The following is a 26,965-nucleotide window of genomic DNA, read 5'->3' as shown; positions in this document are numbered from 1 at the left end:
TATTAAACCACCCCTTTGGAAAACTATACTTAAACTCATAAATGATTTCATCTTTGTTTGGTTGTAGTGATTTATTCCAAGTTAGCATTACACCCCTTGCTTTCTCTGCGATTATCAATCTTTATGCTGTAATTATAACAAAATCTTTTATGATAAATTTTAGTCTTCCCCTTGACAAATACTAGGTATCAGGCTTTATAATTTCAAATGTATTTTAATCTTAAAGGAGAAAAAATGACACACACAACATTTACACAAACTTTCACACGCATTTTTATAATGCTAATATTTTTTCTAGGAGGTGGAGCAATGGCTCAAGAGAAATGGGATAAGGTATTTGCAAAAAGCAATGAAGTCAAAGTCCAAAAGGTAAAATTCACCAATCGTTATGGAATCACACTTGCGGGGGATTTGTATCTACCTAAGAATCTAGGCAAAACCCAAAAGCTCCCCGCAATCGCAATCAGCGGTCCCTTTGGTGCAGTCAAAGAACAAGCAAGTGGATTCTACGCGCAAACTTTAGCGCAAAAGGGATTTATCACTTTAACCTTTGATGCTTCCTATACAGGAGAGAGTGGGGGCAACCCGCGCAATGTCGCCTCACCCGATATAAACACAGAAGATTTTAGCGCGGCAGTGGATTTTTTAAGTAATTTTACAAATGTGGATTCCAATAAAATCGGTATTTTAGGCATTTGCGGATTTGGAGGTTTTGCACTCAATGCCGCAGCAATGGATACACGCATTAAGGCAGTGGTAACTTCTACAATGTATGATATGAGCCGCGTGAATGCAAATGGCTATAACGATTCAATGGACGCAAAGGCGCGTTATAAGCTTAAAGAGAGTCTTAATAATCAACGCACAAAAGATTTTAAAAATGGCACTTTTGCTAAAGCCGATGGGTTACCCCAAAAGCTCACAGGCGATGAACCACAATTTATCAAAGATTATTTTCATTATTACAAAACGCCTCGTGGATTCCACTCGCGCTCAATTAACTCCAACGCTCACTTCCTCTCTAAGCTTTATTAATATGCCAATTTTAGCTTATAGCAGCGAGATTCAAAGCCCTGTTTTAATCATTCACGGCGATAAAGCGCATAGCAAATACTTTAGTCAAGATGCCTATAAAAAGCTTAAGGGCAAAAATAAAGAATTATTGCTTATCAAAGACGCAAATCATACAGACTTATATGACAATGCGCAAAAGATTCCCTTTGACAAAATAGAAGCATTTTTTAGTGCGAATTTGAAGTAAGAAATGCGGAGGAGCAATATGCGCAAATACACTTTTCTTTGTTTGTTGTTTGCGCTGCTAACGCAATGCGCTTTAGGCAAGGACTTAAAGGGAGAGTTTATGCAAATACAAATGCAATTTAGCGAGAAAAGCTTTGTTTTGACTTTAGAAAATAATGCAGCTGCAAGGGATTTCTACGCGCTTTTGCCTTTAAGTTTAAGCTTTAGCGATTATGTAGGCAAAGAAAAGATTGCGAGGCTTGATAAAAGCCTAAGCACACAAGAGAGCGGAGAATATGACCCACAGATTGGGGATTTTTTCTATTTCGCCCCTTGGGGTAATGTCGGAATCTTTTATGCTAAACAGCCTCCCTATAAGGGCTTAGTCAAGCTAGGCGTGGCAAAGGATTCTAAAGAATCTTTTATTGCACACCTTAAAGCCCAAAAGCAAGATTTTATCCTCACAATAGAAAATATCCTAGCAGAGAGTAAAAAATAAATTGCGCGAGTTTAAAGCCACGCAAGTGGCACGAAAATATCCCAAATATTGTATAATGCGCGTAAAATTCGCTTCAAGGTTTTTTATGTTCTCCCTCGCAAACCGCCGCTACACAGGGGCAAAAACAAAGCTTTTAGAATCCGTTGATGAAAGCATTTTAAAGACTTTTGATTATAGAAATAAACGCAATCTTAGCTTTTTTGATGTCTTTGGTGGCACAGGGGTGGTGAGTGAATATTTTGCCAAGAAACCACAATTTAGCCATTGTATAATAAATGACTTTTTGTATTCAAATTTTGTGATTTATCAAGGATTCTTTGCGCAAGATTTCTTTGATTTTAAAAAACTAGAATCCTTAAGGCAAGAGTTTGCAAACTTGAGAACTAAAAATATCAAAGAAAATTATTACTCCAAAGCCTTTGGAGATAAGTTTTTTAGCAAAAACGATAGCAAAATCATCGGGCTTTTGCGTGAGGAGCTAGATAGACTTTTAGAGACAAAGGCGATTAACAAACAAGAATTTTACATACTTTTAAGCTCACTGCTTTATAGCGCAGATAGAATCGCAAACACGGTGGGGCATTATGATGCGTATCGCAAGAATATCACTTTGCAAGATAGATTCGTGTATGAACTGATAGAGCCTCTTAAACTCAAAGCAACCCTAGAAATCTACAAAGAGGATTCTAACCTCTTAGTAAAGCAGCTTTTAGAGCAACAAAGACAAATAGATATAGCCTTTATTGACCCGCCTTATAATTCTAGGCAATATAGTAGATTTTATCATTTGCTAGAAAATCTAAGCCAAAACAAAAAGCCAAAGCTTTATGGAGTAGCCCTAAAACCAGAGCCAGAGAATCTAAGTAAATATTGCAAAGTAGAAGCAAAAGAAACATTCAAAGACTTAATAGAATCCCTAGCAAAGGTATGCAAAATATTGGTGGTGAGTTATAATAATACTTATACTTCTAAGTCAAATTCAAGTAGGAATAAGATAGGATTGCAAGAGATTCAAGAAATCCTCCAATCTGTAAGTCAAACAAGCCTTTATTCGTTTGATTATAGGGCTTTTAGTAGTGGCAAAACAGATTTAAAAGGACACAAAGAAATTATCTTTATAGGTGCAATCCGATGACAATGCAGACGATATTTTCACAAAATAAAGCTAATCATTTGATTCGTTCTCCATTATTTTATGTAGGTGATAAATATAAACTAATGCCCCAACTTAAAAGATTGTTTCCGAGCAAGATACAAACCTATATTGAACCTTTTGTCGGCGGTGGAAGTTCATTTCTTAATACACAGGCTCAAAATTATCTCCTCAACGATGTAGATTCTTACATTATTGCTCTGCATAAATTTTTATCGGACAGTGCGCAGAATCCTCTTTTTCTCACGCAAATTTTTAATCTTATAGAATCTTATAGCCTCTCTTGTTCTCTTAAAAATATTATTCCTCCCAAAAGCCTAAGAGAAGCCCACAAAAAAACTTATTTTGCAAAATTCAACAAAGAATCGTATTTAAAATTGCGCAATGAATTTAATGCAAATAAAAAGGATATGCTAAAGCTTTATATGTTGCTTATTTATGGATTTAATCGTATGCTTAGATTTAACGCTAAGGGGGATTTTAATTTGCCTGTTGGGAATGTAGATTTTAACCACAATGTTCTAAAAGCTTTAAAAGATTATTTTCGTTTTATCCAAGACAAAAATATTGTTTTTTCTAACGCTGATTATAGAGATTTTCTTTTATCCATTCCTTTGCAAAAGGGTGATTTTATCTATCTTGACCCACCTTATCTTATTAGCGGGAGTGAATATAATAAGTTATGGAATGAAACTTTAGAATCTCATCTTTATGAGCTTTTAGAGAAGTTGGATTCTCAAGGTATTGCGTGGGGACTTAGCAATCTTTTGACCCATAAGGGTAAAACCAATACACTTTTAAAAGATTTTTCCAAGAAATATTTGACATATACGATTCAAAGTAACTATATTAGCTTTAATGATAATTCAATCAAAAAAGATTCTGTGGAGGTTTATGTAACCAATGTCAAATAAAAAAGTAAAATATAAAATCCTCTCTTTTAGCACAACAATGCGGAATCCTCAAAGGATTGCTGATTTCTTAAAAGCCTTATTGCCCTTTGAAAATTATCTTTTAACGCACGAAGTCATAATGCAAGTTATAGAACACTTAATTAAGAATAAAATCTATATCCCAAATTATGCGAATGGATATTTTAGGGATATTGTAGAATCTGATGAAGTTTTTAATGAGCAACAAATAAAAGAAATTATAGAAAATTCACCGCAAAATCACAAAGAAGCAGGGTTTAATTGGGGTTGGGATTCACGATTTGATACTTTTTATAAACTTCCTATGGAATTTGGATTTTGCTTTTATGCAATGAATCAACCGCTCATTATTTCGCATACAGGACATTTGCTTATAGATGCTATAAATGAAATTCCGAGCAATGAAGCAAAGATTGCTAATATATTTTTAAATTGTATGATGAAATATCAGCGCAACAATCCCTTTAGAAGTGTTTTAAATGTGAATGTCCCACTACTTCTACTCCTTAATACAATGAATCTTTTAAAAGAGGAAATTGGGGATTCAAAAATCCATATTTTAGAAGTTCCATTTTTGCTTTGTTGGAGAGATGACAACTATAACGCATTGGCACATTATATTTTAGATTTTAGGAGGGAATATCCTAGTTTTGCTTATTCGCGTGAAATCATTTATGAAAAATGTTTAAACCTTTTAGATTCTAACAATAGCATACGATTTAAGATTTCTCAAGTTTGTGATGAGGCGGTAGATGAATATATAAGAAAAATGCGCATTACAGGGATTATCTCGCTTCGTGGTAATGGGAGATTTATTGATTTTAATACCTTTGAAATACCAAAAATTGATTATGTACTAGAAAATTATTCACACTTTCAAACTTTTGATGATAAACAATCTTATTTTGCGTATATGGGCGTGATTGATTCGCATATACTAGAGGTTAAAGAACAAATAAATATTAACCAAGATTCCTTAAAGCAACAAACGCTTGAGTTTTTTGCTATGCAATATAGTAAAGAGCAGATTTATCAAGAATTAAGTATTTTAAGCTCTAAAAATGCAAAAAGTAAAGATGAGATTCTAAAGTTTATAGGAGAGCCTACGAGATTTGAATTTTTAACCGCTATTGCTTTGAGGCAGCACTTTAGCACACTAGAGATTGTGCCAAATTATAGCATTGATGATGAGGGATTACCTAAGTGCCACGCTAGTGGAAATCAACCCGATATTTTTTGCAAAGACAATATAAGTCAAAGCATTTTTGAAGTAAGCTTGATTTGCGGTAGAGGACAAGTAAATAATGAGCTTTTGCCTATTGCAAGGCATTTGAAAGAGATGATAGAATCCAACAAAGATTCTTCTTTGAAATTCTCTTATTTTGCTGTCTTTATCGCCCCTAAAATCTTTGAAGACTCCAAAAGATATGTGAAATTTATTCAATTTGATGAGGGATTAGATATTAGAAATTTAGATATTTTAGAGTTTGTAGAGAAGCTAAAAATAACTTCTATGAAATCCAATTCCATAAATGAGGCTTTTAATCTTGAAATTTAGAATCCAATGCAAACTATACTACCCTTTTGCCCAAATTCCAACAACTCCTTAATAATAGCAAAACTTGGGGAAGCAAGTGGTATCAAACCCATATCCAATCTTTGATAAAAAATATAGAATCTTAAAATAATTTTCTGCCTCTACCCTTGACAAACACCAAGTGTTAGGCTTTATAATTATGCAATAAATTTTTAAGGAGAGACAATGAAACCAACTTTTTCACCGCGTAGCACCCCTGCGCCAACTACAAATCGTGATATTTTCACGCGGGATTTAGCAGGGGAGCTTATAGATATGAATGACCCCGAGTTTGAGAGGATTAAAGAAATCATTTTAGAGACAACAAGGCTTACAAGTGAGCTAAATAGCGGACACCATAGCCCAGAGCGTGTGCGGGAGCTATTTTCGCAAATTATCGGCAAGGAAGTGGATTGCAGCACTTGGATTATCCCGCCTTTTTATGTGGATTATGGCAAAAACATTCAAGTGGGTAAAAATTTCTTTATGAATCAATGCTGCACCTTTATGGATAGGGGCGGAATCACGATTGGCGATGAGGTGTTTATCGCGCCAAAGTGCAATCTCACAACAATCAACCACGATTTTAACCCCTACAATCGCCAAGCAACCTTTTGCAAACCCATTGTGATTGGCAATCGCGTGTGGATTGGCATTGGTGTAACCATTTGCCCGGGTGTGAGTATAGGCGATAATTCCATAATCGCCGCCGGAAGTGTCGTAACTAAAGATGTCCCACCCAATGTCATTGCAGGAGGCAACCCCGCAAAAGTGCTAAAAAGCATTGAGGGGTATGAGAAGTAAAAAGGGATTAGCCACACAACGATAATAAAGCCCTTGTAAATTTATCTTATCTGATATAGATTTATGAGGCTTTCCGTATAAAATTCCGCACCCTCTATTAATTTTTGATGAACTCGCTCCTTATTTTTCTCATAATATCTATTAAGCTTAATCCTGTCCGAAAAGGATATTTTGTCCAATGCCTCATTAACACACCTCTTCCAAAATATATCAAACAGCTTTCTTTCCTCGTTGTCATCTTCTGGTTTTACTTGTGCCATTTCTTTGAATGTGCATTCCATTGCGTCAAACCCCATTTGCACTATTATTTCTTCCACTCCTTTGTCATTACCATAGACGATTCCACCAAACAATAGCCCTATGAGAAATAAAATCTTTTTCATCATTTTTCCTAACCCCACTGCTCTTGTGCCTTTAAGATTCTAAAAGAGACAACCCAAAGTAGCAATCCCGCAAGGGCAGCACAAGAGAGGGCGATATATGCATAAAAATAGCCATAATATTGCGCGATAAATCCTCCCAAACTTCCGCTTAGTGCCGCGCCTATGCTTCCAAGAGTCATTACACTTGCAAGTGCAGCGTTGATATGTCCGCTTCCACGCAACATTATCGCTACCAAAATGGGTAAAATCACGCCTGTAATCCCTGCTCCCACGCCATCAAGAATCTGTGTAGCAACCATTCCTGCAAGATTTTCAAAATGTGCCGCTATGCCTCCGCGAATGATAAGAGCGATAAAGCAAAGTGCCATTAGGATAAAATACACTTGAGAAAAGCGAGGAGCAGCCACAAAAGAATGAGGGTGCGTGAGAATCTTCATACACATAAGCGAGATGATAATCATCGTGCTTTGCGCGATAAGGATTGTCGCTGCTGCATACGCCCCGCTAGAATCGATGCCAAGCGTGTGCGCTCTTTGACTAAGCAAGGGCAACATATATGCATTGCTCAAATGAAAGCAAAACATCGCCGCACCCAAGATAAGCACAGATTTATCGCTTAAGGTTTCTCATAGAGACATACTTTTATCGCCCTCTTGTCCCCTTGCAACTTTGTGATTAATGCTATCACTGCGAATAAAGCTAAGAAACAAAAGTGAGAATACGCCCATAAGCGCGGTAATCACAAAAATCGCACCGATTCCATAATAAAATGCGAATCCAAGACTAAGCAATGCGCTAAAAGCTGTCCCTGCGTGTTTATAGGCTTCATTGAGGCTTACTTGTCTGCTATAATCTGCTAATCCCACGATTCCAAGTGTGAGGGCTGCAAATGCGGGAGCAAGGCACACTCCGCACAGAGCTATACTCATTTGTGCTAAAAGCGTAAAGCCAAAATGTGGGTAGAAGTAGTTTGTCAAAGTAGCAAAGACTATGGCGAGGATACAAAAGGCTATCAGGGCTTTTTTGTGTGGTGTTTTGTCTATGAAAATCCCTAAAGGAATCGCGAAAAGTAATGCACAAAGGGAGGTAATTGTGGAAATAAGCCCGATTTGGGATTCCATAAAGTCGTGTTGCTTCAAAAACACGCCTAAATAGGGACCCAAGCCATCTCGCACATCGGCGATAAAGAAATTCAACCAAGCAAGTGTGTTGTGCGGATTGATACAATCTCCTTAATATCCTAAAATCTTGTTAATCTTGCTAATTGCGCTTTGTTCTATTTCGGCAATCATTTGTTTTTCTTTAGATTTTTTCTTGTCAATGGTTTCTCTTTCTTTGAAGTCTGCCCTTAAAGCCTCACGTTTTTTATCAAAACTTGCATTATTAAAGATTTATAGAATCTTAAAATAATTTTCTACCTCTACCCCTTGACAAACACCAAGTATCAGGCTGTATAATTGCATTTTAATTATTAAAATTTTAAGGAGCTAGAATGGCAACAATTCTACTTTTAAATGGTGGTAAGGCTTTTGGAAATTCAGGCGGGAGGCTTAGCCAAACCTTGCACGATGTCGCAAAGCAGACTTTGGAGCATCTAGGCTTTAAGGTTTTAGAAACGCACATTGATGAGGGCTACGAGGAGCAAGTGGAGGTGCAAAAATGGCTAGATAGTGATGCAATCATCTATCAAATGCCCGGCTGGTGGATGGGAGAGCCGTGGATTGTGAAAAAATACATTGATGAAGTCTGCCACGGAGGAGCTGGGAAGTTTTTTACAAGTGATGGACGCCATAGAGACAATCCAGCAGCAGGTTATGGCACGGGCGGACTTTTAAAAGATAAGAAATATATGTTTTCGCTCACTTGGAATGCGCCCCTAGAGGCTTTCACAGAGCCGAATGGCTTTTTTGAGGGTGTGGGCGTAGAGGGCGTGTATTTTCATTTACATAAAGCTCATCAATTTATGGGAATGAGCGCACTACCGACTTTTATCTGTAACGATGTTGTCAAAAATCCGCAAGTGGAGCAATATATCAAAGACTATGAGGCACATTTAAAGAAAGTGTTGGGGTAGGATTCTACACAATCCATAGGCTTTGCGCACTTATCCAACAATGTGCTATACCAAAAGGCGCACATAGAACAAGCATTATGCGGTTGTGTAGATAAAGGGCGAGAAGTGCGAAATATAAAGGCGGCATTAAGACTATGCTAAAGAGGACAAGAAAGGTTGCAAACTCCAAAAAATAGTATATCCACGCAATATAATACACGCATAAGCACAGCAAGGAAAGATATAAAAACAGCCTTTTGCGCTCCAAATGTTTGGAATCTAGCAAAATGAGGCTTGCCACTACTCCACTCCCGCTTAAAAACTCTAAGGCATTTAGCCACGCATAAGGCGAATAATTGTAGGCTAGTGGGTCATTTGCGGGTGGAAAGATAAGCCAAAGGAGGTTTGGCAAAGCCTGTAAGCAATAAAGTATCAGCCCAAAGAGATGAAAGCGGATTTTAAGGTTATGGAGTGGGTTATTCTTCATCACAGATTTTACTTTAAAAATGTTAAGAGTTGCAAGAAACAAGGATACAATGCTAATCAAAGACTATATGATAAAACCCTACAAGGTTTTATTTTTAGCAATTTCCTTATATGTCTCGAATACATCACCTATTTTTATGTCGTTATAATTTTCGAGCATAATCCCACATTCATAGCCCTTTGAGACTTCTTTGACATCATCTTTGAATCTTTTGAGTGAGATGATAGCACCTGTATGCACCACCACACCATCGCGGATAAGACGCACTTTGATGCCTCTTTGAATACTGCCATCGACCACCATACAACCTGCGATTGTACCGACTTTTGGGATATTAAAGGTTTCACGCACTTCAGCCTGTCCTGTATTTTCCTCCTCAATTACGGGCGACATAAGCCCACCGAGTAATGCTTTAATATCATCAAATAAGCTATAAATCACAGAATAAGTTTTAATCTCCACACCAAGCTCTTTTGCCTTTGCTTTTACGCTTCCTGTTGGGCGGACATTGAATCCTAAAATGACACTATTATCGCTCGTAGCGCATAGGCTAATATCACTTTCACTAATGCCACCTACGCCAAAGCCAATCACATTTACGCGTACCTCGTCATTGCTTAGTTTTTCTACATTTGCTTTAATGGCTTCAAGGCTTCCTTGCGTATCTGCTTTTATAATAAGGGGCAAGGTTTTGAGATTGCCTTGTGCCACCATTTCACCCAGCTCATCAAAAGTAACTTTTGTGCTTTTGCTCAATTCTTTTTGACGCAGATATAATGCTCGTTTTTGTGCATATTCTCTTGCTACGCTATCATTTTCTACGCTAAGGAGTGTTGTGCCAGCTTGTGGAACTAAAGATAATCCCGTAACAACAGCTACACCTGAAGGATATAGCTCTGTGATATTTTCTCCTCTATCATCAAGTAATGCCCTTACGCGTCCAAAAGCAGTATCAGCAACAATAGAATCCCCAAGCTTTAATACACCGCTTTGCACGATGATTGTCGCTACTGGTCCTCGCCCTTTTTCTAAACTTGCTTCAAGCACGATTGCTTTCGTTTGTCCTTGTCTAGGTGCTTTAAGTTCAAGCACTTCGGCTTGAATGAGGATTGTTTCAAGCAAGTGTTCAACTCCATCACCATTTTTAGCAGAAATAGGGATAAATTCATATTCTCCACCCCACTCATTTGGTGTGAATCCAAGCTCGGCACATTCGGCTTTGAGTTTATCAGGATTAGCATTTTCTTTATCCATTTTATTCATTGCGATGATGATTTGCACATTTGCTGCTTTAGCGTGATTGAGTGCCTCAATAGTTTGTTGTTTTACGCCATCATCGGCAGCAATTACAATAATAGCAATGTCTGTTACTTGTGCGCCTCTGCTTCGCATTTGTGTGAAAGCTTCGTGTCCGGGTGTGTCGATAAAACTAATTTTTTTACCATTTTTTTCTACCATATATGCACCGATATGCTGGGTAATACCTCCTGCTTCGCCACTTGCTACACGTGAATTACGAATATAATCAAGCAATGATGTTTTTCCGTGATCTACGTGTCCCATAATCGTAACAACAGGAGGGCGTTCAAATTCTGCTAGATTCTCATTAGCTGGAGATTCTATAATATCACGCGTTTGCGTATCCTCAATAGAGACTTCAAGCTCAAATTCTTCACTTAGAATCTCAATAGCGTCGCGGTCTAAAAAATCATTTTTCGTTGCCATTACACCAAGATTAAAAAGCACTTTGATGACATCTTTGAGCTCTGCTTTGATAATCTCGGCAAACTCATATACACGTATTTCTTCGGGGATAGAAATAGGACCTTTAATCTTATCTACATTTTTTGAAGTTTTTATAGGTTTGCGTCGCTTACCTCCGCGTTTAATGCTTCCCTCGTTCATCCACGGATTCTTACGATGAATATGCACGCGTTCAGTGATTGCTTGGCGGATTTGATTTTCTTCTTCCTCATCACGCACTTGTGTTTCATTCAAGTCAAAAAGCATAATCTCATCTTGTTCATCATCATAATCAAAGGCAATATCTCTATCATCAAGAATATTCATTTTTTGGTCGGTGTGTTTATGTGCGACTTTTGACTTTGGCTTTTCCTTTTTGTGTTTCTTATATTCCTCATCTGCACTATCAGCGAGTAATTCTTTATAGCTTAATGTAGGCTTTTTGCTTTCTTCTTTTTTAGGTTCTGGTTCTGGAGATTTATTTTTGCGCACAATGCGTAAGCCTTTTTTAGGTTCAGTAGGAGCAGGAGACTGAAGCGTTTCTTTAGAATCTTGCGTAGCAACTTCCTCTCCCGCTACTTTTTCTTTTTTGGTCTTTTTTTCTTGTTTTGGTTGCTTTGGTTCAACTTGCTTTTCTTTTTTGGAAGCTTTTTCTTTAGTAACTTTTGTTTCTATTTTTGTATCTGCTTTAGCGTCTGTGTTAGTAGTTTTTGTGCCTTTTTTAGGCTTTTTATTTGTTTCTTGTTGGCGGGCTGGTATGGGATTCACACCTGTTGTCATATATTCAAGCAGCCAACCTGCCTCTTCCATTGTGATAGAGCTTGAGGCTGTTTTGACATTTAAGCCCATTTCTTTAGCTATTTTAAAAGCATCACCTGCTTTTTTACCAACTTCATTTGCCACATCTCCTAATCTTACTTTTTCCATAGATTCCATATCTCCTTTATCTGCACTATATGCTCTTCACTTGGTTTGAGTTTATTCATTTTAATAATTATTTGAAATGTTTTGGGTTGCGCTAAGCATTCCTCACATACATAAAAACTTCGTCCCTTCCCGCTAAATTTACATAGGGAATATCCATTGCTCTGCAGTCTTAAAAGCTCCTTTTGCTGAAATCTTCTGCGACATTTTATACACATACGCGTTTGTTTGGTTTGTTTCACACTATTATACCTAAAGTTTTTATGATTCTATTAGGGTTGCGCCCATATTGTCAAATTCAAGCTCAAGCACACGAAATTTTGGAAAATTCTCCTGGAGAATCTGTGCTAATGCGGCACTCTCATTGCGATAACAAATATTCAAAAATGATGACCCACTTCCTGAAAGTGTGCTAAGAAGTGCGCCATTGTGTAGGGCGATTTTTTGCACTGCAAAAAGTGCGGGGCAATTCTTCATACGAATCTTTTGGTGGAATCTGTCCTCACTTGCCTCTGCTAAAAGCTCCCATTTATGAGTGATAAACGCTGCACTTAGCATACTCGAACGAGATAAATTAAAAACAGCATCTTTGGTTGTATATTTTTTAGGCAAACTATGACGAGACATTTTTGTAGAGATTGATACATTTGGCACGACTACCACTGCCTTAATATCATCGGGCAAAGGTGCTTGGAAGTTTATCACATTCTTTTTTTTTGATTTTTTCTCCTCATTAATCATTGCGATATTGAATCCCCCATAAAGCGCAGGTGTAATATTGTCTGGGTGATTTTCATAAGTAAGGGCAAGCTGCAAAATTTCAGGTTTGTTGATAGGTTTTTGCATAATGTGATAGGCACTCACAATTGCACTAATAATCACTGCAGAGCTTGAACCAAGTCCTCGCGATATGGGTATGGCATTATCAAAACTAAATTTAAAGTGCGTGTTAGGGAAGTTATTAAGAGTAAGAATTTCATTAAAGATTCTTACAAATATATTATCTACACGCAATTTTGGGTGATTTGCTCCCTCGCCAGAAATTTGAATGCTAGTTAGACGCGTAGGTGTAATGCTTACGATATTATGAAGTTTAAGTGCTAAACCTAAAGTATCAAATCCCGGTCCGAGATTTGCGCTTGTAGCGGGGACAGAAAGAATCAATACACACTCCTTGTGTAAAATTCTTGTGATTATAGTGTGTTTTTAATTGCTTTTTCTTTAGATTCTGTAATTTTAATCTTAAAAATTGATGTAAGGGCAAAGAGAAGTTTGTAAAAGTGATATATAAAATTAAAAATAATGCGTGATAATTATGGCACAATAATTTTAGCACATTTTGCTTTAGATTTTTAGAACCACCCTTGACAAACACTAGGTATCAGGCTTTATAATTACAGAATCTATTTGAATCATCAAATTTTTAAGGAGCGCAAATGGCAAAGCATTCTATCTTTAAGCGCAGGGAGTTTTTAAAGGCTTCCGCTTGTATCGCAGGATTAGCGACATTTGGAGCTTTCTCGCCCAAACTCTTGGCGCAAGATTTAAAGCAAACCCAAAGGGATTCTAAAAAAGGAGCAAAAATGCAAACTCTCACACTTAACAATGGCGTTACAATGCCACTTCTTGGGCTTGGCACTTATTCACTCACAGGTAAAGCAGGACAAAAGGCAATGAGCGAAGCCATAGAGGTGGGTTATCGGCTTTTTGATAGTGCGCAAATGTATCATAATGAAGCCGAGCTTGGTGCGGCGATAAACAACGCAATCAAGGGCGGGCTAAAGCGCGAGGAGTTTTTTATCCAAACAAAACTTTTGGGCGCAAATAGCGAGGATTCTACGAAAAAATCCATTGAAAAATCACTCCAAAGCTTAGGGCTTGACTACATAGATTCTTTGCTTATCCACGAGCCCTACACGCAATCAAAGGCGATGTATAAGGCAATGGAATCTTTTTATAAACAAGGAATCCTAAAGGCTATTGGCATTTCAAATTTTGGCGCAAAGGCATATAAAGAATTTGTGCAAACTTGTGAAATAGTCCCTGCAATCAATCAATGTGAGACACATTTATTAATGCAGCAAAAGCCCTTAAGAGAGGTGATGAAAACTAAAGGCACATTACTGCAAAGCTGGAGTCCTTTTATTGCAGGAAAAAATGTAGAGGGAGGCTCTATTTTAGAGAATCCCACGCTTAAAAGTATTGCGCAAAAATATGATAAAACACCTGCGCAGGTAGTTTTGCGATTCTTTATTGAGCAAGGTATCAGCGTGATTCCAAAAACTTCTAAAAAGCATAGAATGATAGAAAATCTTAATGTCTTTGATTTCTCTTTAAGTGCGCAGGATAAGCAGATTCTAAGCAGTTTGGATACAAACAAAAGCTCTTTTTCTTGGACAAATTATTAAGGGAAGTTCAAGCTTTTGTGGTATTCAAGCTTGAAAAATATCTATTTTGCTAAAGTTTTTATTCACAAAATCCCGCAAATAGAATCTTTAGAAAATAAAAAATTATCCTTTACCTTTTCACTTCCTCTCTTTTTATATTTTTCTCCCGCACAGAGCTATTTTTTAGAATCTCTGCGTGTTCATTTTTAATATCAAGAGGCCAGTCCATTCCTTGCTCTTGCACATTCCAATCAGGGTGTTTTCCACCCTCAACACTTAAATAGTCCTCCACACAACATTGCTCTATAAGCTTATAGGAAATATAGGCATTTGGGATTCTTTTAAGCCCGAAAAGCCCCTTAATGTCTTTTGTAAAATTCTCTTGATAAATCATATAAAATTCTATTTTTGCGCCGCTTAAGATAGTATGATACAAAAAATACCAGATTCCAAAACTTCTAATGCTTGGTCGTCCCTTTGTCCCGCCATCACGATAAATGGATAAAGTATTTTTAATGCCGCCATCGGCTTGACTTCCGCCAATCTTTTTAATCTCACCATTGACAACGATAAGATAAACCCTTGCAACATTCTGCGTTAAAATGCTTTGAGGCAATGGATTGCCCTTTTCGTCTTTCAAATCTTTAAGATAGTTAAAATTAAGTCTCGTGCTTCCCTCTACAAATTCTACATCGGCAATTTTAAAAGCAGTTTTGACTTCGTCTATTTTCATTTTTATTCCTTTATAATTAATAGCTCGTGGCTTTGTTTGATATTATTTTTATCGCCCCTCTCTATGCGATTTTTACCAACACGCGTTTCGCCTTGTCCCATTGTGTATTGCCATTTAGGCTCTAAGATTCTAAAATCCTTATATGCTTCCCGCACAAATTCGCAGTCATTATAGCTTAAAATAAATTTGCCTTTATGATTTTTCAAAAGCTCTGCTAAAAGTGCGTGATTAAAGCCATTGTGATGAATAGGAAAATTCCGCATAGGATAGATTCCCTTAAACATTTGAGAATCTCCCTCCAAAAAATAAGGCGGGTCGCAATAGAAAAAATCTTTAGGATAGGTTTCAAACACTTTTTCAAAGCTTACACATTCTACACTTAGATTTTGCAATCTCTTATCTTGCCCTAGACTTTTAAGCTTTTGCAACGCATTAAAGTAGCGGTTTTTGTCCTCATAAATCTTACTCATCCAGCCCAAAAAGCCGGGTCCATAGGAGAGATTAAAATTAAAATAATAATCTCTTGCAAGTGTGAGGGAATCTAAATGTTTCTGTGGGATATTCTTTGCATTTTTATGCCTTTCATTCCAATAGGCTTTTAGCTCCTCTTTTATTTTTGCATAGGTTTCTTTTGTGGGTTCAAGTTTAGCTAAAGATTCATAAAGAGATTCAGAATCCTTAATCAAAACTTGCCAAAAATTCACCAAAATATCAAAAATATCAAAGGCTTTCACTTCTAAATCTAGCTCCAAAGCACTTGCGATTTCTACGCTTCCTCCACCCATAAAGGGCGAAATAAGCCTTTTTGTATCATTAGGAAAATGCTCCAAGATTAACCCAACTGCTAGGCTTTTGCCTCCACCATAGCGCAAAGGACTTTTTGTGTAGCGTTTGTAGTGTAAAGATTTGCCTTTGAGATTCTGCAAAAAAAGTTTTTTAGGGGTGTTTTGCTCTGCATATCTTCGTTGGTCAAAATCAAATAAAGAATATTGCTGTGTCAATGGATTGCCTTAAGTTGTTTTTGGTATTCTAGTATAATTTGCTTGAAATGTAACTTTGCATACTAGCTTGAATCCACCTTGATTTTTAGCAAAAGAGTGAAAGCAGAATTGCCAAATATTTTGTCGTGAGTGCAATCGTAGGAAAAGTGCGTGATAATTTATGCGCAATGAGGAATTATGATAAAATATAAATTATATCTTTATAAGGAGTGCAAATGTCTTTAGCAAAGGCAAGGGAGCATTTAGCAAAGTATGGCTTGGAGGGCAAAATAATGGAGTTTTCTGCCTCATCGGCTTCAGTGGTAGAGGCAGCAAACGCGATTGGTTGCAAAGAAAGAGAGATTGTCAAAACACTTTCCTTTATGCTAGGAGAGAATCCCATACTTATCGCAGTTGCAGGGGATTATAAAATCAATAACGCAAAGTTTAAAGAAGCATTTGGCACAAAGGCAAAGATGATTCCTTTTGATGAGGTGGAATCGCGCATCGGACACGCAGTGGGTGGTGTGTGCCCTTTTGGCGTGAATGCAAATGTTAAAGCGTATTTGGATATTTGTTTGCAAAATCTTACCACACTTTATCCTGCTTGTGGAAACGCAAATAGCGCGGTTTGCCTGACTTTAGAGGAGCTAGAAAAAGCCTCTTGCTTTGAAAAATACATTGATGTATGTAGCCCGATGACTTAAAACCCTTAAGAGCTTAAGTAAATTTATTGCGAGATGAAAGGCAACTTAGAGAGTAGTTTTTGCAATCTTATCAGCTCCTTTGGCATTAGCTCGGCGATACTGAAGCCCACGATTTCATAGTGTGCGCTCACAGATTCAATAATTTGTGTGACTTGCTTCATTTTGAGTTTGCCACTATTGCCCACAGCAACATAGATTTCATTGGAATCCAACACATCTAAATCAAGGTGTATTACAACCTTAGAAGCTTTAGTGCTTTGCAACCATTGCAAGACTTTTTTACTGCTTGCTTCCTTTGCTTTAAGAGACTTTAGCCCAAGCTTCTTTTGACGCTTAGCATAAAATTTCGCCTCCTCACTATGTAACCCCACGAGCAAGACATTTTGAGATTCTAAACTTGCGGGAAGCACCTTTAGAATATCCTTATCACCAAGCCCTAGCAAATGCGTAACCGCCATAGCGTGATAGCCCTTATACTCGTCATTTGGTAGCCCAATGTCGGGGTGTGCGTCAATCCATAGCATTGCGACATCATCGCGATACTTCTCTGCAAGGTAGCTAAAGGGCGCGACAGACACAGAGCATTCGCCCCCGAGCGTTAGAATCCTATCGGGCTTGGATTCTCTGATAAGATCCATTGCGGCTTTGGTTTGCTCTAAAATATCCTTTTTGTCTAGCACCCCATCTCTTACCTCTCTTTTAAACTCCCTTGTAACAGGCACTTCAAGAGTTTGATAAGGGGTGTTATGCGTAAGAAGTTCTAAGATTTTTGCGCCCAAAAAGTAGCCTTTGGAAATCTCCTCTTTAGGCATATCTTTAAACCAATGCGCAATGTCCCCACCTTGCCATTGTGGATAGATGAGCCGAATGGTTTTTGCTTCCATATTTTCTCCTTATGGGATTTTTGTTTGAGCATTTTGAAACTTGATTATATCCAAATAAATTTCTTATTTGTGCTAGAATCTCTATCAAAAATAGCAAAATTAAGGTAATCTATGGACTTTGTAGCTTTTACCCTCTTTGTTCTTACGATGTTGCTTATTTATTGGCGTCCTTTTGGGCTGCCTTTATGGGTGTTTAGCACTTTGGGGGCTGTGGGGGCTTATTGTTTGAATGTGGTGGATTTAGGCGATATTTGGCGCGTGTGGGCAATGGTTTGGGATTCCACATTGACGCTTGTGGGGCTTATTTTGCTTACACTTTTGCTAGACAAACTAGGCTTTTTTAACTTCCTCTCCCTTGTGATGATGAATCTTTTGAGCGCGGGGAAAAATGCCATTAGCACCTTAAGATTCTATGTTTTTATCGTGCTTTTTAGTGCGATTTTGAGTGCAGTTTTTGCAAACGATGGGGCGATTTTGATTCTAACTCCCTTGATTTTCACGCTTTTAAAGGAGGATAAGAGCAAGCATTTAACAAGCCCTTTAATTGTATTTTTGCTGCTTGTAAGCTTTTTGAGTGATTTTGCCTCTAATCCTTTTGTCATCTCTAATCTCACAAATATTATCACCGCTCAATTTTTTAATTTCTCTCCCCTTTATTTTAGTGCGATGATGTTGTTGCCGCAGATTTTCATCTTACTTTGTTTTGGCATTTTTTGGTTATATTTAAGGCGCATTTTGCCGCGTTTTATAGAGTTTAAGAGTTTGGAGAAGAATATTTCTCGCTTTGGGATTGTGTTTTGTTTGGGTTTGGTTTGCCTTTTGCTCTTTGGAATCCTTTTTTCTCACTCCTTAGGTTTGCCACTCTCTAGTTTTACGCTCTTGTGTGCATTTTTAGCATTTTGTTATGGAATCTTAATCAAAAGAGTGCAATTTGCGGATTTAAAACGCGCTCCCTTTGGCATTGTGCTGTTTTCTTTGGGGTTGTTTATTGTCGTTTTTGGGCTTAAAAATGGCGGGATTTTGCAGATTCTTAGCGATAAACTCCCATATTTTATCGAGTTGCCCCAATCTTTGCAGATTCTAAGTATGGGTTTTGCAAGTGGTATTGGTAGTAGCGTGATGAATAATTTGCCTATGGTGATGCTAGGCAATCTCACCATTGCAGACTTTGCGCCACATTTAGATTCTCTAGAAAGCTTGGTAATGGCACATCTACTCGGTTGCAATATTGGCTCAAAGCTCACGCCTATAGGTTCATTGGCGACTTTACTTTGGCTTGAAAGTCTCAAAATTCACGGAATCCACATTGGATTTATGCGCTATATGGCGGTGGCATTTGTAGTTACTCTGCCAGTGCTATTTTTTGGGCTTTGTGGCTTGATTGTAGGGAGTATTTAGCCTCACAAATTATTGTAAAACTTTCAAATAAGATTTAAGCAGTAATATCAGTATTTGAAGCATAAAAAGTTTTGTGCAAAAAGCGTAGGAAATAAAATTACCTCACCCCTGTAAATCGCTTAGGCTTATCTGTGAAATACTCTTCATAAAGCATATCATTCACATTTTTATAGGGTAATGCCCTGTGATAGTTATCAAGCACAGCTTCTAGGCGATTGAGATATTCCTTTTCATTACACATTTTAAATATTTCTTCTAGTGGTGTATCAGGAGTAAAAGTGATAATACCATCGCTATTAAAGAATTGGTCAATCTTGCTTGCTCCTAAATAGATAGGAATGCACTGCGCTACAAAACAATCTAAAATCTTTTCAGTAAAATAATAAGCAGTGATGTCATTTTCTATCACAATTTGAAAGCGATATTTCTGTAAAGAATCCGCCTTATGTGGTAAATATTTGCCACCATTAAATTTTCCAAATATATCTACTTTTTTGGAATCTAAAGCTTTTTGTGCAATAGAATGGCGGATTTTGTGCATTTGGCAAAGTATTTTATGAGAGCATACCATTGAGATATTTTTATCTTTTATTTGATAGACTTTTTCATCAAGTTGTATATCACAACCTCGCTCTTGTCCATACCAAAATCCTGTGGCTGGGATAAACTTCGCATTTTCTAATGTGTGGAGTAATTTTTCAGAGAATGTAAAAACGGCTTGAAAATCTTTGTGGATTCCCTTGTGGGTTTGGAATATTTCATAATCTTTTGGGATTATGGATTCACTCTCACTAAAATAGGCGTATTTCGCCCCCCCCCCCGTTATTATTCATTGTTTCTAAGATTGCCTTTTCTTTATAAAAATGCACAGGTAAAGCAATATTAAATCTATCCCATAAAAAATATTTTGAATCACTATTTGGATAATGAGCGTCTAAATAACTTCGCACAAAAAATGTCCTCATTTTTTCTCCTTGTGCGTTATAGATTTCTGGCTCTTGATATATAATGGGAAACGCAAGTTCATAGTGTGGCATATAAATTTTGCCATAGAGAGAATGCCTCACAAAATAAGGTGGGGTCTCCTTAAAAAAAGCCTCTCTAAATCTTTTGCGATAGGATTTAAAGGGTATGAGACCAGAGAGGATTCTCACACATTGGTTATAGAAAAAATAATATATGAGAGTGCGGATATACATTTACATTCCTTTTTTTAAATTGAGTTACAAATTTTATAATAAATTTGTAACAATCCTTGACTTGCAAAAAATGCAGCTAAATGATAGGTTGTGTGTTTTGGTGCATTAAGATATTGCTTTTTCTAGCTTGAGTAACCACGCCTTGCGTTCTAATCCCCCAGCATAACCTGTGAGGCTTTTATTACTTCCTATCACTCGGTGGCAAGGAATAATGAGTGAGATAGGATTATGTCCCACTGCATTGCCGACTGCTTGAGCAGACATTTTGTTAATGCCCCTCTTAAGTGCGAGTTTATTTGCAATCTCTTTATAAGTCATCGTGTGTCCATAAGGGATTGTCTGCAAAATTTCCCATACAGATTTCCTAAAGGGTGTGCCTTGAGCAGATAAAGGAGGGGTAAAAGATGGAATCTCCCCGCTGAAGTAAATTTCTAGCCAAGTTTGCGTGTCTGCTAGAACCTGTGTCTGCTTTTTTACACAATCTTTTGGCAGTATATTGCCAAAGTATTTTTGCTCTTCAAACCATAGCCCAAGCAATGTGTTTGTATTGCTTGCAAGTGTGATTATGCCAAGCGGAGAGTGAAATTGCTGCGTGTAAATCATTGTATGTTGTTGTAAGTATGAAGTAGGAGGATTTGAGTCGGTAGGCTTGGGTCAAAAAATACAAGGGTATTTACAGACATTTTTTCTCCTAAACCTATTTTGAAAGCATTATAATTGAAAGCGGCTAAAATATGGTTTAAGCAAGATTCTTTAATTCACCCTTGATAATTCCTTTCAATGTGCGCACAAGTAGCCACACAAAAGCAAGTGTTACAGCAATTAAGAGCACACTAGAGAGCGCAGAAAAGAATATTGCTCCACCACTTAGAGCAGAGGATTTTAGAATGATAGATTCTGTAATACTAAAGCTTGCGATACACATTGCAGCTAAAGGGAAACTAATCGCCCACCACGAGATTCTAAATGGGCAACATTTGCCAATTTTAAAAATTTGAGGTAATAGAGCAAAAAGTAAAAATAATCCAATAGAAAACAGCGCATAGCTTAAGTTATCTACTCCAAGAGAACTAAAGTCTTGGATAAATACTGCATAAGCACCTACTCCCGCACCAAAAGGAGCTAGAAGTATCACAAGGGTAGGCATTAGTTTTTCAGGGAGCTTTTCAAAAAACACAATGCGAGCAAAAATAAGCACACACAGCACAATGCTCCAAAAGAATCCAACGCCCACGCAAAATCCTGCAATGATAAAGCTAAAATCTTGCACCCATACTTTATCCGCAAACAAAGGCAAAGCTAAGGGCAAATCTAGCAAACCTACGACAGGGATAATCCAAGCGGGGGTAATATGGGAAAGATCAAGCTTGTTGCAAATCCAAAATTGCACGATATGCACACTAAAGATAAACATTAAAACCGCTCCTACAATCCACACAGCAAGACTTAAGGATTCAGGAAGCCTAAGCCTATGGAGTGCAAAGGGCAAAAGCAACAAAGAGATGAAAAATGTGCCAAAAAATGGACGCGTAAGAGGTGAGAAAAATTCAAGTTTGACACTCTCAAAGTTGCTTAGAATCTTTAGAATATAAGCACTCATTAGTCCTATAAATGCAATAAGGGTAAGGAGCGCAAAAAAGACAGAGAGAGCAGAGCTAAAATTAGCAAGAAGAGTTGAAAGCAAGAAGTTTGTGTTATGGGTTGGGACAAGGAAATTTTCTGTATTTATAGTGAGGTTTTGGAGTAAGTGTGTCATTTTATTCCACGCTATGCTGATTGCGCTAAGCCCCATACACGCTCCAAAAAAGCTTATGGGTAAATAAGAAAAATAGTCTTTTGTTTTTTGCTTTTGTATCATTTTATCTCCTTAGATACTACTCTTTCTTTTTATCATATACATATTGTGCATATCCAAAGCAAGGATAAAGATTAACACTAAAGATAATCATTTTATACTATTGTAGAAACTTTTGTATTGCTCTTTGTAGAGTGAATATGCATTAAAATTGAGAGGTAAGCTAGATTCTATAGAATCTAGCTTATGAAGAAAAAGCGAGGATTAAGATTTTGCGTCTTCTACAATGTTGATAATCGTATTTGCCACTCTTCGTGCAGTTTTATCCAAAAATTCAGCAGGAGAAGTAAAGCCCACGCAAGAGCAGTTAATTTCACCTAAAACATATTTATCTTTGCCATTCGCGTCTGTATCAAGGATAAAGTCTGCTGTCCAAATCAAAGGCAAGTCATAATTGCCAAGTTTGCTCTTAATCTCTGGCAAGTTGCTTAAGAAGTAGCCTACAAGCTCACTCCATTGCTCTGGCTTGTCATAGCGATATTTTGCACCGCTAAAGAGTGTAGCAGAAAATGCGTCTGCGCCCTCTGCTGGTTTTTTATGCACAACATAAATAGGGTCTTTGTAGAGCATAAGGATTCTGATTTCGCCCTCTTTAATACGAGGCAAGAATGTCATATCTACAAGCATTCCATTATCGCCTTTGAGGTATTTTTCACAAAAATCCATAAATTCGCCAAGTTTGCGCTCTTCTACGTGATTATCTACCGCTTCTGTGCAACGAATCTCTGCATCAAGTGGTAACTCACTTACGCCTTGATACTTGCTTGGGTCTTTGATTTGCACACGCCAAATACCTTCACCTGTTGAGCCACGATTTTGCTTCAAAACGCGCTCACCCTTTGCAAGAGTTTTTGGGAAGTTTTTCTTAAAGTCGTGTTCCCCGCCTGCTTCCCATTTTACGCCGATTCTTTGAGCTTCTGCTGGGTCATAATAGGCAAGAGTATCTGTTGGCACAAGCTCTGTGTTGCGGAGTTTTGTCAAAGCATCTTTTGCACCATAGCCAATCATCGCATCAGGGTGTGGCATACCAATCACACCATCAGCACAAAGTTTGCGCAATACATCAAAGTAGAGTTTTTCTTCTTTTAGATTCCCCGGATTTACGCGAGAAACATACGCATCTGCACCCTTTTTGACATATTCATAAATCTCATTTTTCTTTGCCTCATCTTTTAGAATCTCATCGGTGAAGAATACAACTTCTGCACTCCAACCAAGTTTCTTAAGATAATCCATCATAGGCACGGTGTCTTTTCTATGCCCATCTTTACCTTTATCACTACCTCCAACTGCTTCGAAAAACACAATATGTTTTTTCATTGATGCCTCCTTAGTAAAAATTTAAAACATCTTTATATTACGTTAAAGTTTCATAAGATTTACTCAATTTTTTATATTCTTATAAGATTTTTAATTGCTTTTTTAGAATCTACCCATTTTTATGCTTATTTTTGTTATGTTCCGCGCCTTTAAAATACCTTAAGCGCATAGAATTGAGCACTACAATAAGAGAGCTTAAGCTCATAGAGAGCGCAGCAAAAAGTGGTATTACAAGCCCAGCGGTAGCTATTGGCACACTCAATGCGTTATATCCTATGCTTAATAGAATGTTTTGTTTAATCGTATTATAAGTCTTATGCGCAATAGCAAAGGCATTATGCAAAGTTGTAAGCTTATCATCAAGTATGACTACATCACTACTTAATATTGCTATATCGCTTCCTGCACCCATAGAAATGGCAATATCACTTTTACTCAAGGCAGGAGCGTCATTAATTCCATCGCCTACCATTACAAGCACATCTTGTGGGTGCTTATTCTTATAAGATTCTATCCATTGCGCTTTTTGTAAGGGAGATAGAGCATAAAAAGCTTGTGTAATACCACACTTTGAGCTTATCTCTTTCACACTTTGTTCTCTATCGCCGCTTAACAAAACGCTCTCAATCCCCATTTTTTGCAAAGATTGTATCAGTTCTTTTGCATAGGGCTTTGGCTCATCATAAAGTTCAAATACCTCATATAAGGTGCATTCATTTTCTCTTTGGATTCCAAAGCCAAAGACCATACCGCCACCAAGCGATAAAAAAGGAATCTTAAGTCCATTAGCAGAGAGAAAATCTAGATTCCCTCCTAGAATCTTTATGCGCTCTTGTGGATTTTGTGAATCTTGTAAATCTGCGCTTATGCCTTGTGCATCAAACTGCGTGAAATTTTTTAAGATAAAGTGATTATACGCTTTGCAATCTTGTGTAGATTCTAAAAAATGTGTAATACCTTCTGCTACTGGGTGTTTGCTTAAGCGCACAAATTCCAAAAGCAGCATTTTGTCATACGCCCCATTTAAATGGCATTTTTGCACTTTTGGCTCCCCAAGAGTTAAAGTGCCTGTCTTGTCAAATACTACAAGTTTTGCCTTTGCAAGACTTTCTAGGAATCTCGCCTCTCTAAAAAGCACATTATGCTTATAAGATTCTCCAATCCCTACGACAGAGGCGATTGGTGTAGCAAGAGCTAATGCACAAGGACAAGCGATAATAATCACAGATATGGCTATCATCAATGCCTTTTCATTTCCCACATCACCTATAAAATACCACCCCAAGAAGCAGAGCAGGGCAATGCTTAAAATAACGCGTGAAAAATATTGCGAGAGACTATTAGCGAGATTTTGAATCTGCGGACGATGATTGAGTGAGGAGCTTACAAGGGCGATAATATGGCTCATTAGGCTTTGTGAAAATGCTTTGCTTGCAGTATAAAAAATTTGATGATTAAGATTCACATAGCCGGAGAGCACCTCATCGCCCTCTTTGCACTCCAGCGGGAGTGATTCTCCACTAATTGCCTTTGTATCAAAAAGTGCATTTTGAGAGTAAAGCACACCATCAACAGCGATTTTTTCTCCAGCACGAACCAAGATTCTATCTCCTACTTGCACTTCTTCGGGTGTAACTTCACGCGTTGCTCCAGAATCTTCGCATATTATTACACTTGTAGGCAAAAGATGATTAAGTTTATCAAGGCTATCTCCAGCATTTTTCCGCGCACGCACTTCTAAGAACTTACCAATAAGCACAAAGGTGATAATCATACTCACAGATTCAAAATAAGTCTCACCACTGCGCGTAAGTGCGGCGTAAATAGAATATCCATAAGTAAGTGTAGAACCCACTGCTACGAGCAAATCCATACCAATAAAGCCATTTTTAAGCCCATAATAGCTTGAGCGATAAAATACCCAGCCAGAATAAAAGAGTGCAGGGGTGCAAAGGATAAAGGAGGCAAGATTGAGTATGTCTTTTGCATCTTCTTGTATGCCTAAGAAATATCCGCTATATTGCGCAATGGCTACCCACATAATATTCATCGTGCAAAAAAGCGCGACAATGACGCGGATATAGTATTCTTTCATCTGCGCTTTATCTGCACTTTCTTGAATCCTGCTATCATATACATACGCATCATAACCAATGGATTGAATGAGTGCGATAATTTCGCTTAGGGCGAGTTTGTTCCTATCCCATATAATTGTGACTTTATTATTTGTATAATTAATCGCCACAGATTCTATGCCCTCTGTGTTAAGAAGCATTTTTTCATTGAGCCAAATACACGCTGCGCAGTGAATCCCGCTGATAATTAAATGCACTTCACTTAACTCTACATTATTTTTTATAAAGGTATGAATGTATTTTTGAGCAAATGCCTCTGTGTCAAAGCGCATTAAATCGTTTTTTTGCTTTTGCTGTGGTGGTGAAAGTGGTTGTGTGAGTTTATCATAAAAGCTAGAGAGATGAGAATCTTGGAGCAAAAAATATACACTTTCGCAACCATTGCAACAAAAATGCAATTCCTCTCCTGCTTCATTATATCGCGTAAAAAGCGCAGAGGGTTCGTATTCTAGCTGACAATGGGAGCAGCGCATTTAGCACTCGGCAAGTTCATTGTATAAAGAATCTCGCTCTATGGCACGAAATCCAGCATCTTTAATTTGGCTCACAAGCTCTTCTTTGCTTAAACCGCTTTTGCTTTTTGCTCCAGCAGCAGATTGAATACTCTCTAATTGAATTGTTCCGTCCATATCGTCCGCACCAAATTCTTGTGCGACAAGTGCGAGATTAAGCCCTAAAGTCGCCCAATATGCTTTGATATGTGGGATATTATGAAGTAAGATTCTCGCTATGCTCATAGTTTTTAGAATCTCTTGTCCGCTTGGAAATGTTTTGACATTGAGAAAGTTATTTTCGCGTTGGTAAAGAAGAGGAATAAAGGCATTGAATCCACCTTGTTTATTAGCCACTCTTTCGCTCTCGCTTTGTGCATCGCGTAAGCGTAGCATATGGTCGATTCTATGTTCTCTTTGCTCGATATGTCCAAAAAGCATTGTAGCATTACTCATTTTTCCTAAACTATGCCAATATGTATGAATCTCAAGCCACCTTTGCGAACTTACCTTGCCTTTACAAATATACTCACGCACACCCTCATCAAAAATCTCTGCTCCGCCTCCGGGCATAGAATCTACACCTGCTTTTACCATATCTTCAAGCACTTGTTTATAGCCTTTGTTTGAGATTCTGTCAATATAATCTACTTCTGCGGCAGTGAGTGCCTTTAAATGCACTTGTGGCAGAGCCTTTTTTATTTCTCTAAATAACTCAAAATACCATTCATAAGTGTAGTTTGGGTTATGACTTGAAACGATATGAATCTCTTTTGCACCATTATTGTAGGCTTGTTGTGCAAGGGTGAGAATCTCATCAATACTCATAGAGTAGGGATTTGGATTTTTGCGTGAGGCAGAGAACGCACAAAATTTGCATACATCGGCGCAAATATTGCTTGGATTAATATGACGATTATTATTAAAAAATACCTTTGTGTCATAAAGTTGTGCGCGGATATTTTGTGCCGCCTCACCCAATGTGAAAATATCATAATCATAAAGTTTGCTAAGCTCTTTTGCGCTTAGCGGCTCTCTAGCTAATGCCTTGTGTAGCAAATCCATATTGCTCCTTTAATCGCT

At 37.7% G+C, this 26,965-nt stretch carries 26 protein-coding genes and 1 pseudogene; 10 read left to right on the top strand and 17 right to left on the bottom strand.

Annotated elements, in window-relative coordinates; genetic code table 11:
- Positions 1-279: 279 nt before the first annotated feature.
- From LS65_RS07735 to LS65_RS07710, 6 genes and pseudogenes are all read left to right on the top strand, one after another.
- Positions 280-1,261 (top strand): annotated as a pseudogene (locus LS65_RS07735) (alpha/beta hydrolase).
- Positions 1,262-1,279: 18 nt separating this feature from the next.
- Positions 1,280-1,738: a cyclophilin-like fold protein gene (locus tag LS65_RS07730; RefSeq protein WP_034361124.1), complete on the top strand. Its 459-nt coding sequence runs from the start codon at positions 1,280-1,282 to the stop codon at positions 1,736-1,738.
- 85 nt (positions 1,739-1,823) lie between these two features.
- The gene (locus LS65_RS07725; protein WP_034361926.1) at positions 1,824-2,873 is read left to right on the top strand and encodes a DNA adenine methylase; all 1,050 of its coding nucleotides are present in this window, start codon (positions 1,824-1,826) and stop codon (positions 2,871-2,873) included.
- Positions 2,870-3,805, top strand: a complete 936-nt coding sequence (locus tag LS65_RS07720) for a DNA adenine methylase (RefSeq protein ID WP_052061017.1) — start codon at positions 2,870-2,872, stop codon at positions 3,803-3,805. The genes LS65_RS07725 and LS65_RS07720 overlap by 4 nt, the downstream gene beginning before the upstream one ends.
- The gene (locus LS65_RS07715; protein ID WP_034361127.1) at positions 3,795-5,381 is read left to right on the top strand and encodes an AlwI family type II restriction endonuclease; all 1,587 of its coding nucleotides are present in this window, start codon (positions 3,795-3,797) and stop codon (positions 5,379-5,381) included. The genes LS65_RS07720 and LS65_RS07715 overlap by 11 nt, the downstream gene beginning before the upstream one ends.
- Positions 5,382-5,585: 204 nt before the next feature.
- Positions 5,586-6,203 (top strand): sugar O-acetyltransferase, encoded by a 618-nt coding sequence (locus LS65_RS07710; RefSeq protein WP_052061018.1) that lies wholly within the window; start codon positions 5,586-5,588, stop codon positions 6,201-6,203.
- A 41-nt stretch (positions 6,204-6,244) separates the two neighbouring features.
- On the opposite strand, the gene LS65_RS07705 is transcribed toward LS65_RS07710, so the two are convergent.
- The 3 genes from LS65_RS07705 to LS65_RS10240 are packed head-to-tail and all read right to left on the bottom strand — an operon-like array spanning position 6,245 to position 7,782.
- Positions 6,245-6,586 carry a hypothetical protein gene (locus LS65_RS07705; RefSeq protein WP_034361129.1) on the bottom strand — a complete coding sequence of 114 codons (342 nt, stop codon included), beginning with the start codon at positions 6,584-6,586 and terminating at the stop codon, positions 6,245-6,247.
- An 8-nt stretch (positions 6,587-6,594) separates the two neighbouring features.
- Complete coding sequence (locus tag LS65_RS10245; RefSeq protein WP_236096680.1) at positions 6,595-7,170, bottom strand: MFS transporter; 576 nt, start codon at positions 7,168-7,170, stop codon at positions 6,595-6,597.
- A gap of 42 nt (positions 7,171-7,212) precedes the next feature.
- Complete coding sequence (locus tag LS65_RS10240) at positions 7,213-7,782, bottom strand: MFS transporter (RefSeq protein ID WP_268903711.1); 570 nt, start codon at positions 7,780-7,782, stop codon at positions 7,213-7,215.
- A 296-nt stretch (positions 7,783-8,078) separates the two neighbouring features.
- On the opposite strand from LS65_RS10240, the gene LS65_RS07695 reads away from it, so the two are divergent.
- Positions 8,079-8,660 carry an NAD(P)H-dependent oxidoreductase gene (locus LS65_RS07695; protein ID WP_034361131.1) on the top strand — a complete coding sequence of 194 codons (582 nt, stop codon included), beginning with the start codon at positions 8,079-8,081 and terminating at the stop codon, positions 8,658-8,660.
- A gap of 4 nt (positions 8,661-8,664) precedes the next feature.
- On the opposite strand, the gene LS65_RS07690 is transcribed toward LS65_RS07695, so the two are convergent.
- From LS65_RS07690 to thrB, 4 genes are all read right to left on the bottom strand, one after another.
- On the bottom strand, positions 8,665-9,129 hold the full coding sequence (locus tag LS65_RS07690; RefSeq protein ID WP_138129827.1) for a hypothetical protein: 465 nt from the start codon (positions 9,127-9,129) through the stop codon (positions 8,665-8,667).
- A gap of 75 nt (positions 9,130-9,204) precedes the next feature.
- Positions 9,205-11,796: a translation initiation factor IF-2 gene (gene infB / locus LS65_RS07685; RefSeq protein ID WP_034361133.1), complete on the bottom strand. Its 2,592-nt coding sequence runs from the start codon at positions 11,794-11,796 to the stop codon at positions 9,205-9,207.
- Positions 11,784-12,035, bottom strand: coding sequence for a DUF448 domain-containing protein (locus LS65_RS07680; RefSeq protein WP_034361136.1), 252 nt, complete (start codon positions 12,033-12,035; stop codon positions 11,784-11,786). The genes infB and LS65_RS07680 overlap by 13 nt, the downstream gene beginning before the upstream one ends.
- A gap of 19 nt (positions 12,036-12,054) precedes the next feature.
- Positions 12,055-12,957, bottom strand: a complete 903-nt coding sequence (gene thrB / locus LS65_RS07675) for a homoserine kinase (protein WP_034361139.1) — start codon at positions 12,955-12,957, stop codon at positions 12,055-12,057.
- A gap of 272 nt (positions 12,958-13,229) precedes the next feature.
- On the opposite strand from thrB, the gene LS65_RS07670 reads away from it, so the two are divergent.
- The gene (locus LS65_RS07670) at positions 13,230-14,201 is read left to right on the top strand and encodes an aldo/keto reductase (protein WP_236096678.1); all 972 of its coding nucleotides are present in this window, start codon (positions 13,230-13,232) and stop codon (positions 14,199-14,201) included.
- Between the two features lie 109 nt (positions 14,202-14,310).
- Here LS65_RS07670 and LS65_RS07665 read toward each other — a convergent pair whose 3' ends face one another.
- Complete coding sequence (locus LS65_RS07665; RefSeq protein WP_034361142.1) at positions 14,311-14,913, bottom strand: GIY-YIG nuclease family protein; 603 nt, start codon at positions 14,911-14,913, stop codon at positions 14,311-14,313.
- Between the two features lie 2 nt (positions 14,914-14,915).
- Positions 14,916-15,914 carry a DNA adenine methylase gene (locus tag LS65_RS07660; protein ID WP_052061020.1) on the bottom strand — a complete coding sequence of 333 codons (999 nt, stop codon included), beginning with the start codon at positions 15,912-15,914 and terminating at the stop codon, positions 14,916-14,918.
- A gap of 215 nt (positions 15,915-16,129) precedes the next feature.
- On the opposite strand from LS65_RS07660, the gene LS65_RS07655 reads away from it, so the two are divergent.
- Positions 16,130-16,600, top strand: a complete 471-nt coding sequence (locus LS65_RS07655) for a YbaK/EbsC family protein (protein ID WP_034361145.1) — start codon at positions 16,130-16,132, stop codon at positions 16,598-16,600.
- Between the two features lie 23 nt (positions 16,601-16,623).
- Here the strand turns inward: LS65_RS07655 and LS65_RS07650 are convergent, their stop codons facing one another.
- Positions 16,624-17,484, bottom strand: coding sequence for an arginase family protein (locus LS65_RS07650; protein ID WP_034361148.1), 861 nt, complete (start codon positions 17,482-17,484; stop codon positions 16,624-16,626).
- Positions 17,485-17,595: 111 nt separating this feature from the next.
- Between LS65_RS07650 and LS65_RS07645 the strand changes: the two genes are divergently transcribed.
- Positions 17,596-18,882, top strand: coding sequence for an arsenic transporter (locus tag LS65_RS07645; protein ID WP_034361151.1), 1,287 nt, complete (start codon positions 17,596-17,598; stop codon positions 18,880-18,882).
- 97 nt (positions 18,883-18,979) lie between these two features.
- Here LS65_RS07645 and LS65_RS07640 read toward each other — a convergent pair whose 3' ends face one another.
- From LS65_RS07640 to mqnE, 7 genes are all read right to left on the bottom strand, one after another.
- Positions 18,980-19,459 (bottom strand): glycosyltransferase family 10 domain-containing protein, encoded by a 480-nt coding sequence (locus tag LS65_RS07640; RefSeq protein ID WP_268903712.1) that lies wholly within the window; start codon positions 19,457-19,459, stop codon positions 18,980-18,982.
- Between the two features lie 214 nt (positions 19,460-19,673).
- On the bottom strand, positions 19,674-20,081 hold the full coding sequence (locus tag LS65_RS07635; RefSeq protein WP_052061022.1) for a hypothetical protein: 408 nt from the start codon (positions 20,079-20,081) through the stop codon (positions 19,674-19,676).
- Positions 20,082-20,186: 105 nt separating this feature from the next.
- Positions 20,187-20,684, bottom strand: a complete 498-nt coding sequence (locus LS65_RS07630; protein ID WP_034361154.1) for a methylated-DNA--[protein]-cysteine S-methyltransferase — start codon at positions 20,682-20,684, stop codon at positions 20,187-20,189.
- 136 nt (positions 20,685-20,820) lie between these two features.
- Positions 20,821-21,939, bottom strand: a complete 1,119-nt coding sequence (locus tag LS65_RS07625) for an SLAC1 anion channel family protein (RefSeq protein ID WP_034361158.1) — start codon at positions 21,937-21,939, stop codon at positions 20,821-20,823.
- Between the two features lie 201 nt (positions 21,940-22,140).
- Positions 22,141-23,256: a Cj0069 family protein gene (locus LS65_RS07620; RefSeq protein ID WP_034361161.1), complete on the bottom strand. Its 1,116-nt coding sequence runs from the start codon at positions 23,254-23,256 to the stop codon at positions 22,141-22,143.
- A 109-nt stretch (positions 23,257-23,365) separates the two neighbouring features.
- Positions 23,366-25,864, bottom strand: a complete 2,499-nt coding sequence (locus LS65_RS07615; RefSeq protein ID WP_034361164.1) for a heavy metal translocating P-type ATPase — start codon at positions 25,862-25,864, stop codon at positions 23,366-23,368.
- Complete coding sequence (gene mqnE / locus LS65_RS07610; protein WP_034361166.1) at positions 25,865-26,947, bottom strand: aminofutalosine synthase MqnE; 1,083 nt, start codon at positions 26,945-26,947, stop codon at positions 25,865-25,867.
- Between the last annotated feature and the right edge of the window lie 18 nt (positions 26,948-26,965).

The organism is Helicobacter japonicus (genome assembly GCF_000762845.2).
Lineage (GTDB): Bacteria > Campylobacterota > Campylobacteria > Campylobacterales > Helicobacteraceae > Helicobacter_C > Helicobacter_C japonicus.
Note: the sequence above shows the minus strand (reverse complement) of the source record. Positions and strands in the feature narration are given on the sequence as shown.

Coding starts and splice junctions, on each gene's coding strand:
- LS65_RS10245 (WP_236096680.1), bottom strand. CDS start 7,170: ATGTTTTGCTTTCATTTGAGCAATGCATATATGTTGCCCTTGCTTAGT.
- LS65_RS07710 (WP_052061018.1), top strand. CDS start 5,586: ATGAAACCAACTTTTTCACCGCGTAGCACCCCTGCGCCAACTACAAAT.
- LS65_RS07650 (WP_034361148.1), bottom strand. CDS start 17,484: ATGGAAGCAAAAACCATTCGGCTCATCTATCCACAATGGCAAGGTGGG.
- LS65_RS07615 (WP_034361164.1), bottom strand. CDS start 25,864: ATGCGCTGCTCCCATTGTCAGCTAGAATACGAACCCTCTGCGCTTTTT.
- LS65_RS07620 (WP_034361161.1), bottom strand. CDS start 23,256: ATGAAAAAACATATTGTGTTTTTCGAAGCAGTTGGAGGTAGTGATAAA.
- LS65_RS07630 (WP_034361154.1), bottom strand. CDS start 20,684: ATGATTTACACGCAGCAATTTCACTCTCCGCTTGGCATAATCACACTT.
- LS65_RS07705 (WP_034361129.1), bottom strand. CDS start 6,586: ATGAAAAAGATTTTATTTCTCATAGGGCTATTGTTTGGTGGAATCGTC.
- infB (WP_034361133.1), bottom strand. CDS start 11,796: ATGGAAAAAGTAAGATTAGGAGATGTGGCAAATGAAGTTGGTAAAAAA.
- mqnE (WP_034361166.1), bottom strand. CDS start 26,947: ATGGATTTGCTACACAAGGCATTAGCTAGAGAGCCGCTAAGCGCAAAA.
- LS65_RS07655 (WP_034361145.1), top strand. CDS start 16,130: ATGTCTTTAGCAAAGGCAAGGGAGCATTTAGCAAAGTATGGCTTGGAG.
- LS65_RS07670 (WP_236096678.1), top strand. CDS start 13,230: ATGGCAAAGCATTCTATCTTTAAGCGCAGGGAGTTTTTAAAGGCTTCC.
- LS65_RS07725 (WP_034361926.1), top strand. CDS start 1,824: ATGTTCTCCCTCGCAAACCGCCGCTACACAGGGGCAAAAACAAAGCTT.
- LS65_RS07730 (WP_034361124.1), top strand. CDS start 1,280: ATGCGCAAATACACTTTTCTTTGTTTGTTGTTTGCGCTGCTAACGCAA.
- LS65_RS07715 (WP_034361127.1), top strand. CDS start 3,795: ATGTCAAATAAAAAAGTAAAATATAAAATCCTCTCTTTTAGCACAACA.
- LS65_RS07665 (WP_034361142.1), bottom strand. CDS start 14,913: ATGAAAATAGACGAAGTCAAAACTGCTTTTAAAATTGCCGATGTAGAA.
- LS65_RS07625 (WP_034361158.1), bottom strand. CDS start 21,939: ATGATACAAAAGCAAAAAACAAAAGACTATTTTTCTTATTTACCCATA.
- LS65_RS07720 (WP_052061017.1), top strand. CDS start 2,870: ATGACAATGCAGACGATATTTTCACAAAATAAAGCTAATCATTTGATT.
- LS65_RS07645 (WP_034361151.1), top strand. CDS start 17,596: ATGGACTTTGTAGCTTTTACCCTCTTTGTTCTTACGATGTTGCTTATT.
- LS65_RS07635 (WP_052061022.1), bottom strand. CDS start 20,081: ATGTATATCCGCACTCTCATATATTATTTTTTCTATAACCAATGTGTG.
- LS65_RS07695 (WP_034361131.1), top strand. CDS start 8,079: ATGGCAACAATTCTACTTTTAAATGGTGGTAAGGCTTTTGGAAATTCA.